At 53.0% G+C, this 16877-nt stretch carries 12 protein-coding genes; 8 read left to right on the top strand and 4 right to left on the bottom strand.

The genetic code is table 11. The features are described from left to right. Nucleotides 1-927: 927 nt before the first annotated feature. The 4 genes from IDH45_RS32610 to yhbH form a co-directional block, all read right to left on the bottom strand. Nucleotides 928-1233: a hypothetical protein gene (locus IDH45_RS32610; RefSeq protein WP_190932334.1), complete on the bottom strand. Its 306-nt coding sequence runs from the start codon at nucleotides 1231-1233 to the stop codon at nucleotides 928-930. Between the two features lie 298 nt (nucleotides 1234-1531). Continuing rightward, entirely contained in the window at nucleotides 1532-2188 is a 657-nt protein-coding gene (locus tag IDH45_RS32605; protein WP_190932333.1) for a DUF4362 domain-containing protein, read from the bottom strand. Between the two features lie 204 nt (nucleotides 2189-2392). Continuing rightward, nucleotides 2393-3832 carry a SpoVR family protein gene (locus tag IDH45_RS32600; protein ID WP_190932332.1) on the bottom strand — a complete coding sequence of 480 codons (1440 nt, stop codon included), beginning with the start codon at nucleotides 3830-3832 and terminating at the stop codon, nucleotides 2393-2395. Nucleotides 3833-3841: 9 nt separating this feature from the next. Next, nucleotides 3842-4987, bottom strand: coding sequence for a sporulation protein YhbH (gene yhbH, locus IDH45_RS32595; protein WP_190932331.1), 1146 nt, complete (start codon nucleotides 4985-4987; stop codon nucleotides 3842-3844). A gap of 720 nt (nucleotides 4988-5707) precedes the next feature. Between yhbH and IDH45_RS32590 the strand changes: the two genes are divergently transcribed. The 8 genes from IDH45_RS32590 to IDH45_RS32550 all read left to right on the top strand — a co-directional run bounded on the left by IDH45_RS32590 (nucleotide 5708) and on the right by IDH45_RS32550 (nucleotide 16850). Continuing rightward, nucleotides 5708-5866, top strand: a complete 159-nt coding sequence (locus IDH45_RS32590) for a hypothetical protein (protein ID WP_190932330.1) — start codon at nucleotides 5708-5710, stop codon at nucleotides 5864-5866. A 44-nt stretch (nucleotides 5867-5910) separates the two neighbouring features. Further along, nucleotides 5911-6480: a Uma2 family endonuclease gene (locus tag IDH45_RS32585; RefSeq protein ID WP_190932329.1), complete on the top strand. Its 570-nt coding sequence runs from the start codon at nucleotides 5911-5913 to the stop codon at nucleotides 6478-6480. A 262-nt stretch (nucleotides 6481-6742) separates the two neighbouring features. Further along, nucleotides 6743-7207 (top strand): RNA-binding protein, encoded by a 465-nt coding sequence (locus IDH45_RS32575; protein ID WP_190932328.1) that lies wholly within the window; start codon nucleotides 6743-6745, stop codon nucleotides 7205-7207. Beyond that, the gene (locus tag IDH45_RS32570) at nucleotides 7195-8721 is read left to right on the top strand and encodes a replicative DNA helicase (RefSeq protein WP_190932327.1); all 1527 of its coding nucleotides are present in this window, start codon (nucleotides 7195-7197) and stop codon (nucleotides 8719-8721) included. The genes IDH45_RS32575 and IDH45_RS32570 overlap by 13 nt, the downstream gene beginning before the upstream one ends. Next, nucleotides 8711-9466, top strand: a complete 756-nt coding sequence (locus IDH45_RS32565) for a DUF6063 family protein (protein WP_223837224.1) — start codon at nucleotides 8711-8713, stop codon at nucleotides 9464-9466. Before IDH45_RS32570 ends, IDH45_RS32565 begins: the two co-directional genes overlap by 11 nt. Then, nucleotides 9450-13880: a coiled-coil domain-containing protein gene (locus IDH45_RS32560; RefSeq protein ID WP_190932326.1), complete on the top strand. Its 4431-nt coding sequence runs from the start codon at nucleotides 9450-9452 to the stop codon at nucleotides 13878-13880. The genes IDH45_RS32565 and IDH45_RS32560 overlap by 17 nt, the downstream gene beginning before the upstream one ends. A 388-nt stretch (nucleotides 13881-14268) precedes the next feature. Beyond that, nucleotides 14269-15369, top strand: coding sequence for an LCP family protein (locus IDH45_RS32555; protein ID WP_190932325.1), 1101 nt, complete (start codon nucleotides 14269-14271; stop codon nucleotides 15367-15369). Nucleotides 15370-15875: 506 nt separating this feature from the next. Then, the gene (locus tag IDH45_RS32550) at nucleotides 15876-16850 is read left to right on the top strand and encodes a BMP family lipoprotein (protein WP_190932324.1); all 975 of its coding nucleotides are present in this window, start codon (nucleotides 15876-15878) and stop codon (nucleotides 16848-16850) included. The last annotated feature ends 27 nt before the right edge of the window (nucleotides 16851-16877 follow it).

Genomic DNA, 16877 nt, shown 5'->3' with positions numbered 1-16877 from the left:
GAACCCCAAGAACCCCAAGAACCCCAAGAACCCCAAGAACCCCAAGAACCCCAAGAACCCCAAGAACCCCAAGAACCCCAAGAACCCCAAACAACCCGAGACTCCCAGCCCCCCAGAAACTCATAACCCCCCTCGGCGCAGGCAAGCAAGATAAGAATAAGAGTCTCTAGAAGCCGCTATTTGCCACGATTTCGGCCGATGGAGGAGAATAGAAGTCGATAGAAGCTCTTATTGTTAGCCTAATCGGCTTAAAACTTAATTTATGCGAAAATAAGAGCTTCAAACATCAGCTATTCTTGCCTGGCGCCCAAGATTGTTGAAAATAAGACGTGTAAAAAGCTCTTAATGATGCTGTCGCCGAGATAGCAGGTTGCCTGAATGTTAATATTTGTTAGATCAAATTTGCGAACATCCTGACACAAACACACTACGGAGCCGATGTATGACAAAGGTGCGTCCAGTTTTGTGGATGTAGAGTAAAATATGTGATTATTGGAAATTTTATATCCGAACACCGGGACTTGTACGAGTTTGCCGCCCAAGTACGCGCCGCCTAAAGTCACATATTACCTAAAGTACTCCTAGCAATTACCCGCCAACGAAAGTAACTCCCGCAAAAAGTTACTCCAACAGCCAAGCTACTCCAACAGCCAGTTACTCCTACTGCAAAATTACTCCTATTGCCAACACACGATTAACTCCAAACATGCTTCCGGCCCCCATTTACTCTATATGAAATGGGGGCGACCGACAGCCGTCATGCAGCGAAACACTACTTGCTGGGAGCTGCACTCGGTGCGTCCAAGAACTAACCACTCAATAGTAACTCCCGCGCAAGGTAACCCCTACCGCCAATTTGCTTTTACAGCTAAGTTACTCCTACTGCCAATTACAATCCACCCTAATAGGCTCACTTGTCACGTCCAGTTACAGCTTGCTCTTTGCCGCACAAGCCCCGGCGCTCGGATAAGCACCGGGGAGAGCAGCATCCGTCAGGGAGCCGCCTGTGAGGAAGGAGGCTGCCTTGGAGCGGGCGGCTGCTTGCTGACGCAGACGTTCCTCTAAGGCAGCATCTCCAGCAGCCGCTGGGCCGCAGCCGACAAGATCTTTTTCAGCTTGAGCCAGCTGGTTAATCACGTTTGGATCATTGAAAATGATGGACGTCAGCCTCTTTTTTTGTGTATCAGGCGTCATTGCCGAATTTTGTTTCGAGGTGTTCGGAACTAAGCCCATGTTTTGCACGTTACTATATGAGTTGAACTAATGAATTGACGTCCATTCCGAAAAAAATGGCTTGAAGCTTCAGATATCTTGTTTGGAGTGTCTCGGATTGGATTGGCCTTCGGACTGTTGACACCGGGAGCTTATCCTTCCGAAGCAGCTCTCTAACGAAAGCTCTTAGCTTATCCTTCCGAAGCCAGTTTTCTGACGAAAACTCTTAGCTTTCAAGCTAATTTCTTTTCTCCACTATATTGAGATTTACCATGGAAGATATTAGTTCAACCTATATAGCTGAAAAATTTTGAAAAAATCATCTGCCAAACAATTTGTAAAGCGCATACGTCTCCCGATCCGGACTGCATCCTGTCAAAGTAAATTCGGTATACGGCTTGCCGAATAATTCTCCGTTTGAACTAACGATGGACGAACATTTAGCTTCCATAATCGCATCGCTGCCAAATGAATCGCGTGAATAATCAACCGTGTAGTTGAGCGTGCCATCGCGGTAGGAAACGAGCTGGATGATAGGGTCGCCCTCCAGAGTGTACCTGACAATCCGAATCCAATCGGGACTGTTCTGTTCTACTTTTTTTACAAACTCGATTAATTGGTCCTCATTGTAGGTTTTGGCTTGTGAGATAAAAACAACATCTCCGTTAGCACGAGCCAAGTCTTCGGGATAATCCTCGGGCGTTTCCGCACGCGGGTCGTTAATGGAAATGATCTTTTCCGGATCATCATCCGAATAACGGACTTTGGCATGCAGGGCTTCACCGACGAGCCTGACCGGGACATAAGCGGAGCCGTTATAGTTCAATATCGGATGGCCGGTATCTAGCGATGTAACCTTCCCGTTAATGATGAGTTTTACGGGGAACTGGACGGCTTCCAGCAAGTTGGACGCATCGACCCGGCTCACCGAAAATAGTACGGCACCCGCCAGGAAGCCTAATAGAAACTTTCTCATAAACTCTCTCCATTCCACGTTAAAATAATAGTAATAGTTAAATGAACGCTTCGTTCAGTAACAGTTTAATAGGTTTTCTGAAAGTAATAAAGTAGTTTTAATTCCAAATAAACACAAAAATCACTAAATCCGCAGTCATCAGTGAAGATCCCAAAACAAAAAAGCCCGCCCAGGCACAAAGCCCGAGCAGGCACCCTTCATCCCTCACATAAACTTCCGGTGCTGCTTCTTCCCGTCATACGTGAACAGCACGCTCTTATCTTCGATAATCGTCTCCAGGTGTACGGTTCGCCCCCACAGCTTCTGCACGTAAGGCAGCGTCTTCTCCAAATATTTGATGTCCAGCTCGATGCCCTCGTACGAATGTTTCATATACAGCTCGCCGTTGTTCGTATGGTTGCCGTCAACCACATGCAGGACGGGGAAGCCGCCGTTGATCCGTGAGTAGACGAGCGTATCACGCACCGATTCCCACGTTTTCTCGGTAATTTTCCACTCCGGTCCTTTTTTCTCGAACACGTACAGATCCAGCTCGTCGACCAGCTCTTTGGTCAAATAGTTGCGGACGAACGACGTGTCGGAGTCAAATTCGCGCACTTCGAATATTTTTTCGCGACCGCGTCCGGGCTTGTAGCCGTAACGATCCCGTGCTTCCTCGGACGGGGATTCCCAGCGCTTCTCGATATCCTCGAATATTTTCAGTCCCAAATAATACGGGTTCAAGCTGTGACGAGACGGCTGCACGACCCCGCTGTTCAGCTTGGCGTATTCGATCGTCTCCTCGCTCGTCAGATCGAGCTCCCGGACGATGCGCTGGTGCCAGTAAGACGCCCAGCCTTCGTTCATAATTTTGGTCTCCATCTGCGGCCAGAAGTATAACATCTCGTCGCGCAGCATCGTCACGATATCCCGCTGCCAATCTTCCAGGATGGGGGAGTGCTCTTCGAGGAAATAAAGCAGATCCTTCTCCGGCTTGGGCGGAAATTTCTTCGGCTGCTCCTGGCGCTCGCGCTCCGCCTTCTCCTCGGCGACGTCGGTCAGCGCCCACAAATCCTCGTACCCGGTTTTGCCTCCGGGCTGCGGAGCCTTCAGCTTCGATTTGGCTTCCGCATCCCGCCGTTCCTTGTCGCCGTAATACGGCTTGACGAGCGTCGGATCGACATGCTCCTGGATCGCCAGCACCGAGTCGAGGAACGTCTCGACCGCTTCCGTCCCGTGGATCATCTCATACTCACGTACCCGTTCGGCCGTCGCGGACATGCTCTCGACCATGTTGCGGTTCGTCTTCGAGAACCGGGCGTTGTTTTTGAAAAAATCGCAGTGGGCGAGGACGTGCGCTACGATCAGCTTGTTCTGGATCAAGGAGTTGCCGTCGAGCAGAAAGGCGTAACACGGATTCGAGTTGATGACGAGCTCGTAGATTTTACTAAGCCCGAAGTCGTACTGCATCTTCATTTTATTGAACGTTTTTCCAAAACTCCAGTGGCTAAAGCGGGTCGGCATGCCGTAGGCGCCAAACGTATAAATAATATCGGATGGGCATATTTCGTACCGCATCGGGTAAAAGTCGAGCCCGAATCCTTGCGCGATTTCAGTAATTTCGTCGATCGCCCGCTCCAGCTGTTTGATTTCGTCCGGATGCATCGCTTTCGCTCACCCCTCTTTGCCTTTCGTGAAAAACGTCTTCAGCGCCTTGTACACTTCGCCCTTCTCGCGGATGACGCAGTGCTGGAAACGGGGATATTGAATATGCCGGTACGCGGACATCAACGTGCTGCTCCTGTTGTACTGGTTGACCTCCCCATAGCCGAACATGTTGCTCCGCTCGAGCAGCTTCTCGATCAGCTTGACGCACCGCTCGTTGTCGCTCGTCAAATTGTCGCCGTCGGAGAAATGGAACGGGTATATGTTATATTGGGACGACGGATAACGGCGGTCGATAATCTCAAGCGCTTTCTGATAAGCGGACGAGCAGATCGTCCCGCCGCTTTCGCCTTTGGTGAAAAACTCTTCCTCGCTGACTTCCTTCGCTTCGGTATGATGGGCGATGAAGACGATCTCGACCTTCTCGTATTTCGTCCGTAAAAACCGCGTCATCCAGAAAAAGAAGCTGCGCGCGATATATTTCTCGAAGCTACCCATCGAGCCCGACGTGTCCATCATCGCGAGAATGAGCGCGTTCGAGTGAGGGACGACGACTTCGTCCCAGGTTTTAAACCGCAGGTCGTCGGGGGAGATGTGGTGGATGCCCGGCGAGCCGGAACCGGCGTTGCGGCGCAAATTTTCAAGGATGGTCCGCTTTTTGTCGATATTGGACATGATCCCCTTTTTTCGGATGTCGTTAAATTGAATTTCCTGTGTCTGCAAATTGTCTTTTTGCTTCTGTTCCATGTAGGGCAGCTCCAGCTCCTCGAACAGCATCGACTGGAGTTCTTCCATGCTGATCTCCGCCTCGAAGTAGTCTTCGCCCGGCTGGTCGCCGGCCCCTTCGCCTTTCCCGGGATTCGCTGCGGACGGATCGACGCCGAGCACATCGCCGACCTGGCTGTCACCGTCGCCCTGTCCGACGTGCTTGCTCTTGTTGTAGTTATAGCGGAACCGATACTCGTCGAGACTGCGGATCGGCACTTTAATAATTTGCTTGTTGTGCGAGGTGACGATGTTTTCTTCGGTGACGAGGTCGGGCAAATTTTGCTTGATCGCTTCGCGTACTTTTTGCTGGTGGCGGGTTTGGTCCTGGTAGCCTTTGCGGTGGAGTGACCAGTCTTCCCGGGAAACGATAAACAGCGGATGGGTCATGTTGCGGCACCTCCTGTTGGGTTGTTTCGCTCCCGCGCTTCCTCGCGCAAGATGGAGTACAGTACGGCGGCTTGCCTTTGGAAAAGATAGCTTGTTATCAATATATTCACGGACCGGGGGGATATGTGAATGGGACGAGGACTGTTTTTTCGGATTCGGGGACGGGTAAGAGAAAAGCAGACACGGCATGTTCGTCCTTTAAGCCGTTGACCTGCGATACTCCAAACCGGAAAGAGGCCTTCTTGCGTCGGGTCAATCACATGGAGAAGGCTTCAAAAAACCTATAACTATTATAAAATCGTTGCTTCGTATAGGGATAAAGACGGTAAACCCAAGCACCGTTTGACTCAAAACCTTGGCGTGTTGTCGGAAGAAGATGCAGCACGTATGAGAATGATTTTGCAAGCCCAACAAGATGCGGAGCTTATCGTAGCGAAGAGCTCCTACGTTGTAGTGGCAAGGCAGTCGACGATTACTCGCGGTTATGGTGCACGGACAATTTTATTTGGAAGAACGATAGCGCGGCTGGAAGATTGCTTGAAGAAGGCAATCCTCGAGACGGCATACCCGAAACGATTTACGTCGATAACGGATTATCCCAACGCTTCTCGAGTCCTCTAATATTGTAAATCCCTCTCGCTAAGAAAACGTAGAGGGATGTGTTATAATTCTGGTACACGCAGCCGGATTTTCACAAGTATATCGAAGGAGGTTGCGACATTGGATGATAAACCGAGCGCGTTAGGACGGGTCATTCATGTACTCGATTCTGACCCAGACGTTCATCAAATGATTGAGCAATCCGAAGAGGATCTTAAGCAAGGCAAGATCTATACGACAGGTGAAATCATTGAACAGATTAAGCAAGGTAAGTTATAGATAAGCAGTAACAAGTAAAAAAATCCGAAGGAGGCAGAGCCACAATGTCCAATCCGGATGAGAAGCAGCAGCACACGTATCAAGATTGGTTGTCTTGGGATGGAGCATGGGAATTAATTAACGGAAAGGCATATAACCTGTCACCGGCACCGACTGCTCTTCACCAGTTTATTGTAGGAGAGTTACATTTTGCGCTGCGAACGCACTTCCAGAATAAGAGCTGTTTAGTGTTTGTCGCTCCGTTCGACGTATTCTTCAGTGAGAGCGATCAATATGATACGCCTGATCATGTGACGCAGCCGGATTTATCGGTGGTGTGCTCCAAGAATCAGATCTCTAAGAACGGTTGTCAAGGCGCGCCAACTATGATTATCGAGGTATTGTCGCCTTCTACGGCGCTGAAAGACTTCAATGAGAAGTTCAATCTTTATCAGAAATATGGCGTTTTGGAATATTGGATCGTCGATCCTGGCAATCGCACGGTTCATGTATATGCACTGCAGGATGGCCTGTATCAGGTACGCGACTTATATATGGAGCAAGATAACGTGCGGTCGAACGTGTTCAAGGATTTTCAAATATCGCTGGGCAAGCTGTTTAACTTGGAAGCCTAATACGATAAAGCCGATTCCCGCGCGAATCGGTTTTTTTCTGTTCTTAATATTAAAATATTAAGCATCTTATGCGTCAGATCGACATGTACCTGAATCGCCAGCACCAAGTCGAGGAACGTCTCAACCGCCTCTGTCCCGTGAATCATCTCATTATTGCGAACCCGCTCCGCCTCGCCGACATGCTCTCGACCATGTTGCGGGCTCCGCTTAGCAGTTTTCTGCTATAATAGACACATCCTTCTACTATCAGGAGCTTATGTTCATGGACCCCAAGACGCAGATCATGCGATATTTGCAAACTTTAAAGAAGCAGCATGCTTCCCTCCCGGAACTGGAACAGTTGTTCGTGGGACAGCCTTGCACCTACGAGCAATTTTCCGGTGCGGTGCTGGAGCTCGAAGCCGCAGGGATGCTGCAGATGGTTCAACGCCAGCCGGAAGGGATCACGATCTGGCATACGCTGAATGAACGTGTGCTGGCAAAGTTCGGCTGCCCGGCGGTGCCGGCGCTCCCTTTTTACCGGGCATGTCTGGATAAGAGCTTCGTGTACGGCAAAGACAATCAGCGGAGCAAAGAGGAGTCCATCCGGCGGTTCGGGGATTATTTCACGTCAGAGGAACAGGCAAGAATCGAAGCTCTGCTCGCGGAAGGCGGCTACTACCCCCAAGAAATCGTGCGGACGGAAGAGCTTGGCGCCATATGGAGGAACGCTTCATGGAATACGTAGAAATCGGTCAGATCGTATCCGGATTCAGGGAACGGATGGCCAAGCTGGCGTTGTTCGATCCGCTATACGAGCTGCAGCGGAAACGGCAGACGGACCGGCAAAACAAGCCGATCGACTTGATGGAGCTCGGCCTGCTGACGCTGCTGTTTTTTTTCGAGCAAAAGCTGATGCGCAACCACAAGGCCGGCGTCAAAGACTTGGCCCAGTTTCTGTGGAAAGTGACCGGTATCTTCATCGATCTGGACGAGGCGGGCTACGAGGACTTGGCGCGGCAGATCATCCAGACGTTCCGGCCGACGACCGGGAAGAAACGGGACTTTGCCTTTATGAACTGGGAGAGCGGACAGCCGGACCGGACTTACATATCGATTTTGAAGGCCAACGCCTTCGATCTGAAGACCAATACCCAATATTACACGCTCGACGAAGACGGGCTCGAGCTTATTTTTGCGACCAAGGAATTTTATTCGGAGTTTCAGCTGTCGATCCATCAGCTGGTGCTGCGCAAGCAGCTGGAGAAGGGCGAGTTCGAAGGCGCGCTGCGGCAGATCAACGAAATGCGTATCGACGTAGAAGCGCTGCAGGAGCGGATGGTCAAGCTGGAGCACGAGCTGAAGCGAAACATCGTATCGGAAGAAACGTTCGGACGGTACAAGGAGCTGCTCGAAGATATTTATATGCGGCTGCAGATGGAAAACGAGGAGTTCGAGGAATTGCGGCAGTTCGTGAAGGAGACGAAGGACCGCGTGCACGCCGAGACGATCCGGCAGGCGGACCAGCGGCCTTACGAGCTGATTCTGCGCATCTCGGGCGAGCTGGAGAAGGTGCACGGGGATCATTCGATCCTGTTCCACCAAAGCATGGTGCTGAAATCCCACGCCTTAAGCGCCGCCCAGGAATCGCTGTATTACACGGGGCTTGATTCGTTTAATTTTGATCAGGACATCGGCTCCCTCCTGTTCAGTACGCCGCTGCCGCCGGAAGCGATGAAAGGGGTGCTTGCGCCGTTCCTTTCCGTGGAGGAGACGAAAACGTGGTCGCTGCTGACGGTATGGGCTGAACAAAATATAGTGGAAGACGGCACCGGAGAGGAGCGGGACGACAAGTTTCTGGAGATCGGCGGCGACAGCGACGAGCTGCGGTACCAGACGGTTCAGCAGAAGCTGTACAAGCTGCTGATGGAGCAACTGCTCCTGACGATGGAAGATAGCGGGAGGGCCGAGCTGAAGCCGTTTATCGGCCGGTTTGAAACCTCCGAATATTCGAGACTGCTCCGCGAACGGTCGTTTTACGACTTCTGGATTTATTTGCATCAGCGCAGTCCGCTCCGGGCGGACGACAGCGAGGGAGGGCAGGGCGAAACGCAAGGCGCATGGCTGGACGCCATGTACGCGCTCCTCGGCAATCGCTGTCTGATCGTTACGGAGCTGCCGGATTCGATTCGCGTCAACGAGAGGTTTACGATTCAGAATATGCAGATAGTATGGGGAGATACGGATCAAGATGGGGCTTGAGAACGAAACGGTAATGAAAGCATTTCGCCTTTATACGCTGCTGGCCCGCGACAGCACGGCGGGGAAAGAATGGCTGCAGTTATACATGTCGGACGACGCGGTGCGCGGCCTGGTCGATCAATTCGCCCGCGAGGTCGATTGCGCGGTGCTGATCGCCGGCGAACAGCTGTATATGATTCCGGAGACAAGGTTATCGCCTTTTCATATAAGCAATGAGACGCTTAAACGGACTTATTTGCGGGCAAATGCCGTTAATGCCGATTTGTATTTGATGTATGTTTGCATCATTGTGCTGATCGGTGCTTTTTACGACAGCTATCAGACGATGGAGCCGACCCGCAGCTTTCTGGGGCTTGACGAATGGACGGAGCTCGTCAATGAGCGTATCACACTGCTGAAGTCGCATCCCGAAGCCGAGCTGAAGGAGATGGAGAAGGAATTTTCCTACAACTGGACAGCTTTGATCGAGAAATGGAGCGCGATGGACGACATTAAAGAAACGGCCTCCCGGCAAAGCGGCAATACGATCAGCCGGGTCAGCTTCATGGACACGGTGCGCAAATTTCTGATCGCTCAAGAGCTCGCCGCGGATATCGGCAATCAGGAAATCGCCTTGACCGAGAAAACGAAGGTCATTGTCCAGCGTTATTTCATGGAGCTGGAGTACAATCGCGGTATTTTGGAATTTCTGTACCAATTTGGCGTAAGCGAGGGGGAGGGGAGTACGCATGCCGGCGATCTCTAAAATCCGGTTTACGAATGTCGTCTATGAGGACGGCAACAAACGTTACAACGACGAGCTGTTTCATTTCGACGGCCATAACGGAGCGATTTTGTTGGAGAACGGCGGGGGCAAAACGGTGTTTATCCAGACGGCGATCCAGGCGGTGCTCCCGCATACCGACCTCGCCGGACGGAAGATGAAGGATACGTTAAGTCTGGAGAACGGCCCCGCCCATGTGGCGATCGAGTGGATTTTAAGCGACAGGCCGCGCCGGTATGCCGTCACGTGCGTCAGCTTGTTTTTGACGGCGACCGGGCTCGACTCGTACCGGTATGTGTACGATTATCCGACATTGGACCCCGATGCGATCGACCGGATTCCGTTCGTGAGGGAAAGCGCAGGCAAAATGAGGGCCGCGGATAAAGGCGAGATGTACGACTACTACCAGGGGATGGCGTCCAAACGAATGAACGCCAAGCTACCGTCCACGATTAAGGAATACAAGCAGGTGCTGGAGAACGACTACCATATTATCGCCACGGAATGGGAGCGGATCGCCAAGATCAACGGCTCGGAGGGCGGCGTGGAAAGCTTCTTCGACGAATGCAAAACGACGACCCAGCTGTTCGACCGGCTGCTGATTCCGACGGTGGAAGACGCGATGGCGGGTTATGTCCAAGGCGAGTTTGCCGATACGTTCGAATCGCACCGGGACAGCTTCAAGCGGTACAAGGAACTGAAAGAAAAAATCGAGGAAAACCAGAAAATACTGGCCGAGCTGGACAGATACGTTCTCCTATTCGCCAAAATGGACGCCAGGCAGCAGGAGTACGCGGCCGCTCAAGCGGAAGCGAAAGCTTACTGGACGCTCGCGGGCGAGCAGAAGGAGGAGGAAACGGCCAAGCTGTTCCAGCTGCGCGACCAGATGGCGGAGTGCGAGCGGCAGCTGCAGCTTCTGGAACGAAGACGGGCGTCGCTCCATATCGCCCAAAACAAGCAGGAGCAGGCCACCCTGGAAACGAAGCTAAACTTGGCGGAAGCCGATATGGAGCGGATCGGGCAGCAGGTAAGAGCGGCTAAGCGTCACTATTATTCCTTGCGTCTGGCCGACTACAAGCAGCAATGGAAACAAGCGGAAGAGCGGATGAATTATTTGCAGCGGGAGCTGGAGCAGCTCGGAAGCACGCGGGAGGAGGAAGAGCTCCGGGCGGCTTGGGAGAGCAACGGCGGGCAGATTCGCAGCTTGTATATAAGCCTGGAACGGGAATGGCAGGCGGAGGAAGAGAAGCTCCGGCAGGAGCTGGCGGAAGGCCGCGAATGGATGAATCTGGAGGAGACTGTGCTGCAGGAGCTGTCCGGGCAGCTGGAGGAGCTCAACAGACGAATCATCGAGCACCGGTCGATTGTGGAGGCGCGCAACAAAGACCAGGACAGTCTGCGAAGCAGCGTGATGGCCAACCCGGATGTGGAAAGTATGGAAGGCAGCATGAAGGGATGGGCCGAGCGTTATCAGAAGCTGGACGATGGCAACGTGATGCTCGTCCGGAAAAATAAAGAATTGGCGTCCGTCAAGGAGGAGAACGGCGAGCAACTGATGCGGACCGGCGAAGCGCTCAAGCAAGCGTTCGGGGATCGCACCGGTGCCGAGCGGAATCTGGAAGTGTTCCGCAAGGAGCACCAGGATCTGATCTCCAGACTGGGCCGGTACCGGTCTTCCTGGGAAAGGCTTGCGTCCGTCTACGATAAGCTGAGCTCCATCGAGGAGCAGCTTGGCGAAGACCGGGAAAAGCTGCGGCTGGAGAAGGAAGCCTGTCTGCTCAAGGAACGCCTCGCTTTCCGTTATATCGATGACTACAGCGGCCAGATTACGTTTTTCGCAGACGTATATGTGGCGGAGCTGGCGGCGAGATGGAGCAACCAGTTCACGTTGCTTGCGACCGGCATCCAGTATTTGCAGGGGATCGGCTTTACGCAGCGGGCTTCGGTCCATCCTCTCTGGTCGATCACCTTAATTACGACGGAGCAGGAAGTCCCTTTATTGGCCAGCAAGTTAAGACAGCATGCAGAGGATATGCAGTATCCGATCCAAGTCCTTTCTTCGCAGGAAGCATCGCGGCTCGTGAATACGGAAGCGCCGATCGCCGCCGCGGAGCAGGCCTGGATCGAACCGCAGCATTGGCGGGAGAACGCGGATGCGGATGCTTTCGCAGACTGGAAGACGAGCATCGCCCGGAAGGGCGAAGAGGTTCTTAAGGCACGGCAAGCGAAGGAGGAGGAGCTGCAGCGTGCTTCGGAGCTGCAGGCGGCGTTTCTGCGCTTCATCGAGACATATCCGCTTGAGGCCGTCCAAGAGATGGAGAGGCAAGTCGGGTTCACGCGCGAACGGGTCCGGGAACTGGAGAGCCGGGAAGAGGAGCTTCAGAAATCGATCCGGCAAACGGAGCAGACGATCGATCAGCACCAGAAGATGATGATCGACCAGCAGGCCGAGATGGTTCAGCTTCAGCAGTGGATCGAGAAGGGGCATAAATATGCCGAGCTGGGCAAAGAGATCGGCGCGCTGAATCTGGCTATCGACCAATATACGGAACAGGCCGAAGGGCTGCAAAGCAAAGTGACCGGCAGACAAAGCTCGATCCGGCATGTCAGACAGAAGATGGATTCGGCAAACGACCGACTGGGCTATTTGAAGATGGAACAAGCAAGCCTCCACAGTCAGGAGCTGTATAAAGAGGTTCTGGACTCGCAGCCGGTTCCCGCGGAGCAAAGCCTGGAGTGGCTGAAAAACGAACGAAAAGATCTGCACCTGAAGCTGCACCGCATCTCTCAAGGACGCCAGCAGCTCGAGGCCGGCCAGAACCATGCGAGAAGCAGCAAACTGTCTCTGGAGAAGGAGATGAGCAAGCTACGGCTGGAGCAGGCGGACCTGGAGCTGGACGAAGAGGTTGCGTTTATGGCGACGGGCGAGGAGCAGATGTCGGCGCTATTGAAGGAGCTTAGGGAGCAGGAAGCCCTTCTTGCGCGGGTGAAGAGCGAGTGCAAGCGGAGCGAAGATGCCTATAAGGAACAGGCGACCAAGGTTAAGCTGCTCGTCGAGCAGTATTCCGGCGCTTTTTCCGGTCAGCAGCCTGAAGCGTTCCATGAACCGCTGCACGAGGTCGAGGAGCAGGTTCAGGGGGAAGAACGGCGATTGAACGAGCAGCAGGAAGGGCTGTTGCGGCTCCAGGGGCACATTCAAGGGCAGCTAGGCAAGCTGGAAGACGTGATCCAATTTCTGAATCCGTACAAAATTATTCACGGGTTTGAAAATCCGCTTATCCCTTCGGCTTCGCTGACGCAGGAGCAGAAAGCAGAGTTTCCGTACGACCGGATGAAAATCGCCAAAGCCGCGCTGAACGTTTTGTCCGCTGCTATGGAAGCACTGGAGAACGAGAATAAAGCGGTGAAAAAGGCGAGAGCCCACTTCAACGATTTTTGCCGGAAACATATTCAAGATGTGAAGCTCCGGGAAATGGCCGAGCAGGGTGTCGAACAGAAGGGCAGCTACGCGGAGATCGCCTTGTTCCAGCAGAAGATGCACAGCCGGATCGAACGCGTCAATCATGTAGCCGAAGAGACGATGAGCACCCATAATCAGCAATTGGAACAATATATCGTTCACGTACACAGCCATCTCAGGCAAATCGCTTCCGAGCTGCGGGATATTCCGATCAAAACGAAGGTGAAGGTGGAGGATCAGTGGAAGCTGATATACTCGTTCCATATCCCCGAGTGGGAGGAGCTGGAGGCGAAGGAACGTCTGCGCAAACATCTGGAATGGATTTTGACGGAGCTGGAGAAGGGCCCGTACAGGGACGACAACGGGGTGGAGGTCAAGCCGACGGTTCGCAAGGAGATTGAGAAATGGCTCGATACGAAGCAGCTTCTGCAAATCGTCCTGCAGGAGAAGCCGATGAAAGTCACGTGCCGGAAAGTGACGAATGAGAACAACGTGACGAAGGCGTCCTTCTCCTGGGAACAGTCGAACAACTGGTCCGGCGGCGAGAAATGGAGCAAAAATATGACCCTGTTCCTCGGGTTGCTTAACTATGTCGCCGAGAAGCGCCAGCATATCCGGGCAAATATGAAGAGGCACCGCACCGTCATTCTCGATAATCCGTTCGGCAAAGCTTCGAGCGATCATGTGCTCAGTCCCGTGTTTTTTATCGCCGAGCAGCTCGGCTTCCAGATTATCGCGCTGACGGCGCATGCCGAAGGCAAGTTTCTGAAAGATTACTTCCCGGTCGTCTTCAGCTGCAGGCTTCGGCAAGCCGCCGGCGGGGGCAAGCTGGTCATGACCAAGGAAAAAGAGATCAACCAGGCTTACTTCCGCGACCATGAGCCGTTTTCTCTGGAGAGACTGGGCGATGTCAAGCAGATGGAGCTGTTTATGTAGTGTAGTATAGTGTAGTGTAGTATAGTGTAGTGTAGTATAGTGCTGTTCTAATCAAAGTCTGTTTAATTTTCCGTTCCTTGTGGGGCGGAGGTTAAGCGGACTTTTTTTATATGGCATTTCATCATCCGCCCCCCTGCACGTAATTCGAACGTGCCGTCGCATTCAGAGTCGCATATTCACTCGTACGGCCGTGGGATAGGAAGCGCCGTAAAAGCATAGTTATGAATAATAGAAAGTCCGGAATCGTTCTTCGCACCTGTGAGCTTAACGCGGAAAGAGAAGCTTGCATGATGAATACTTAAATGATACACTTTGTATCTAAACAAAAAAACTGCCGCCAGAGCGGACTTTTCGCGGCTGCATCCTTAATAATAAGGCGGGATTGCATATGAAAAGGTGGCGTCTCCGGATCTATTCGGGCGGAATATTGATTGCGTTATTAGTAGTGTGCGGGTTTTATGTATACGAAACGTATCGTCCATCCAATCATTTTCATCCGTTTCATCTTCCTGTATTAGCGGTTCCTTCTTATTCGGACGAACCTGCCGCGCTTCCTCCTGTCAGTGTTGCCGCCGAATTAAGCGATAGGGTCACCGAGCGGCCCGAACTCGTTCAAGAACCGGGAGAAGCAGTTGCAGCTAACCGGTCGGAACAGACTGTGGTGAAGGACAGGCAGGAAGAGCTCCCGAATCCGGGCAAGCCGAATCAAGCGGAGGAATCTACCGGCTTCAACGTGCTTGTACTCGGTCTGGACAGCCGCGAGAAGGAAGCGTCCCGCTCGGATGCGCTTATGGTCGCCCATGTCGACCCGGATCAGAAGTCGGTTCATGTATTGTCGATTCCAAGAGATACGCGCGTATACTTGCCCGGAGTCGGGTTAACGAAGGTGAACCATGCTTACTTTCTAGGTGCGGTCAAGGGGGGAAGCGAGAAGGCAACCGGGGCGGCGATCCAGGCCGTCAGCAATCTGCTGCGCATTCCGGTTCATTATTATGTCAAGACGGATCTGAAAGGTTTCGTCGAGCTGATCGATGCGATCGGCGGCATCGAGGTGGAGTTGTCGAAAGAGGTGCGGATTAGCGCGTCGCGGAAAGTGTTGCCGGCGGGAGTCGTTCAGATGGACGGAGAGACTGCGCTTGGTTTCGCCCGGGAGCGGTATTCGTTTGCCGATGGCGATTTCGGCCGTCAGGCCGGGCAGGTGGACGTCTTGAAGGCGGCGGTTAAAAAGATGCTGTCGCGCGAACGGATCGCTAAGCTGCCGGAACTGATCGGGAAGCTGCGCAAGGAGGCGGTCGAGACGAATATGACGGACGGCGATCTGCTGAGCCTTGCCTGGCTGTTTAAAGATACCGATCCGAAAAATATCCGGCGTTCGTCGGTACCCGGGCGTTCCGTGACGGAGGAAGACCCGCTGGTCGGTTCGAAGTTGTGGTATTGGGAACCCGACCGGGCCGCGCTCGATTCGATCGTCAGCTCGTATATGAGGTAGCGGAGAGAGGAATCGGACACCGTTACTGAAAACTCTTCGCCGTGATTGCTTATGAAAAAGGTTGCGCTGCCTAGTTAGACGGTGTCACGAGCCTGTTTCCCTCCCAGCCGGGGGAAGCAGGCTCTTATGATTTTTTGACCTTTTCTGGGTGGAAGAGCGACCCAGTTCTTCCCCACTTGGCAGGTAGGTAGGGAGGCTGCTAGAGACTTTTATTTCTATGCAAGCGACATCATAGAACATACAGTCGTGAGCGAGCTGCTGTACGAAGGGACGTTCCCCTCTCACATGTACTGTGTACCGGGTTGCTCATTCAACAACCGCCCGTTTGTTTTTCGTGATCCAGGCAGCCTCTAAAAGATGAAGGTGGGTAAAAAGGCTTGGTGTCGGGACTTTCGGCTTATAAATGTTTAGACAAGAGATCTCGGCGAGTGCTATAATTTGGTACGAAATTACGAGTTTTATGCAGCTGATGTGCATCTGCGGTTAGGCAGGAGGGACGGGAGAAAGTGAAACGCGTACTAATAATCGTGCTGGGGGTTGTCATGCTGGCACTAGGGGGATGCTCAAGCCCTGGAGATACGAAAGAACGGGAAGTCCGGATCGGAATTATGCTTTCTGACGTCGGGCTTGGCGACCAATCGTTCAGCGATTCCGCTTTTCAAGGATTGATCAAAGCCCGGGACGGTCTGGGGGTCCGCTTCGATTATCGGGAAATATCGGAAACGCAGACGTACGAGATCGGGATCGAGGAGCTTGTCCGGGCGGGCAACGATCTGGTCGTCGGACTCGGCTTCATGTCGCAGGAAAGTCTCGAAAGCGTAGCCAAGCGGTATCCGGAGCAGAAGTTTCTGTTGATCGACAGTGTGTCTGAGCTCGGCAACGTCCATTCGCTTACGTTTAAGGAGGACGAAGGGAGTTTTCTGATTGGCGTACTGGCAGCGCTTAAGAGCAAATCCGGTCATGTCGGATTTATCGGGGGCGTCGATGCACCCGTCATCCGTAACTTCTATAACGGATACGTTCAAGGCGTTCATGCGGTCAAGCCCGACGCGAAAATATCGCTGGCGTTCGCCGAAGATTTCGGAAACCCCGATAAAGGAGCGGAGCTCGCCAGGCAGATGATCGCCCAAGGCGCGGACGTGCTGTACCCGGCCGCCGGCCTGACCGGAGTCGGAGCCTTGAAGGAAGCGCAGGCGAAAGGCGTGCTGGCCTTCGGCGTAGACAGCGATCAGTTCGCCGTGGCGGAGAAAGCGGTAGTCAGCTCGATGCTGAAGCATATTGACGAAGGCATGTACCAGGTAGCGAAAATGATGACCGATCAAGGGGCTCTGCCGGACCGGCAGTTGTCGCTCGGTCTAAAGGATAACGGAGTCGGCATCGCTCCGGTGAGGGTCGTAACGCTCACCGAGCAGGAGTCGGCCAAGCTGGAATCGCTTAAGCGCGATTTAATCGAGCGGAAGATTCAGATCGGTTCGAGATGAATCGCAAGGACGGATAAGGACGGAAGG

Source organism: Paenibacillus oceani, assembly GCF_014705615.1.
Taxonomy (GTDB): domain Bacteria; phylum Bacillota; class Bacilli; order Paenibacillales; family NBRC-103111; genus Paenibacillus_AB; species Paenibacillus_AB oceani.
This window is presented reverse-complemented; position numbering and strand designations above follow the sequence as displayed.

Excerpts from the sequence above, each read along its gene's own strand:
- IDH45_RS32575 (WP_190932328.1), top strand. The coding sequence starts at position 6,743 with ATGGACCCCAAGACGCAGATCATGCGATATTTGCAAACTTTAAAGAAG.
- IDH45_RS32585 (WP_190932329.1), top strand. The coding sequence starts at position 5,911 with ATGTCCAATCCGGATGAGAAGCAGCAGCACACGTATCAAGATTGGTTG.
- IDH45_RS32600 (WP_190932332.1), bottom strand. The coding sequence starts at position 3,832 with ATGCATCCGGACGAAATCAAACAGCTGGAGCGGGCGATCGACGAAATT.
- IDH45_RS32565 (WP_223837224.1), top strand. The coding sequence starts at position 8,711 with ATGGGGCTTGAGAACGAAACGGTAATGAAAGCATTTCGCCTTTATACG.
- yhbH (WP_190932331.1), bottom strand. The coding sequence starts at position 4,987 with ATGACCCATCCGCTGTTTATCGTTTCCCGGGAAGACTGGTCACTCCAC.
- IDH45_RS32570 (WP_190932327.1), top strand. The coding sequence starts at position 7,195 with ATGGAATACGTAGAAATCGGTCAGATCGTATCCGGATTCAGGGAACGG.
- IDH45_RS32610 (WP_190932334.1), bottom strand. The coding sequence starts at position 1,233 with ATGGGCTTAGTTCCGAACACCTCGAAACAAAATTCGGCAATGACGCCT.
- IDH45_RS32555 (WP_190932325.1), top strand. The coding sequence starts at position 14,269 with ATGAAAAGGTGGCGTCTCCGGATCTATTCGGGCGGAATATTGATTGCG.
- IDH45_RS32560 (WP_190932326.1), top strand. The coding sequence starts at position 9,450 with ATGCCGGCGATCTCTAAAATCCGGTTTACGAATGTCGTCTATGAGGAC.
- IDH45_RS32605 (WP_190932333.1), bottom strand. The coding sequence starts at position 2,188 with ATGAGAAAGTTTCTATTAGGCTTCCTGGCGGGTGCCGTACTATTTTCG.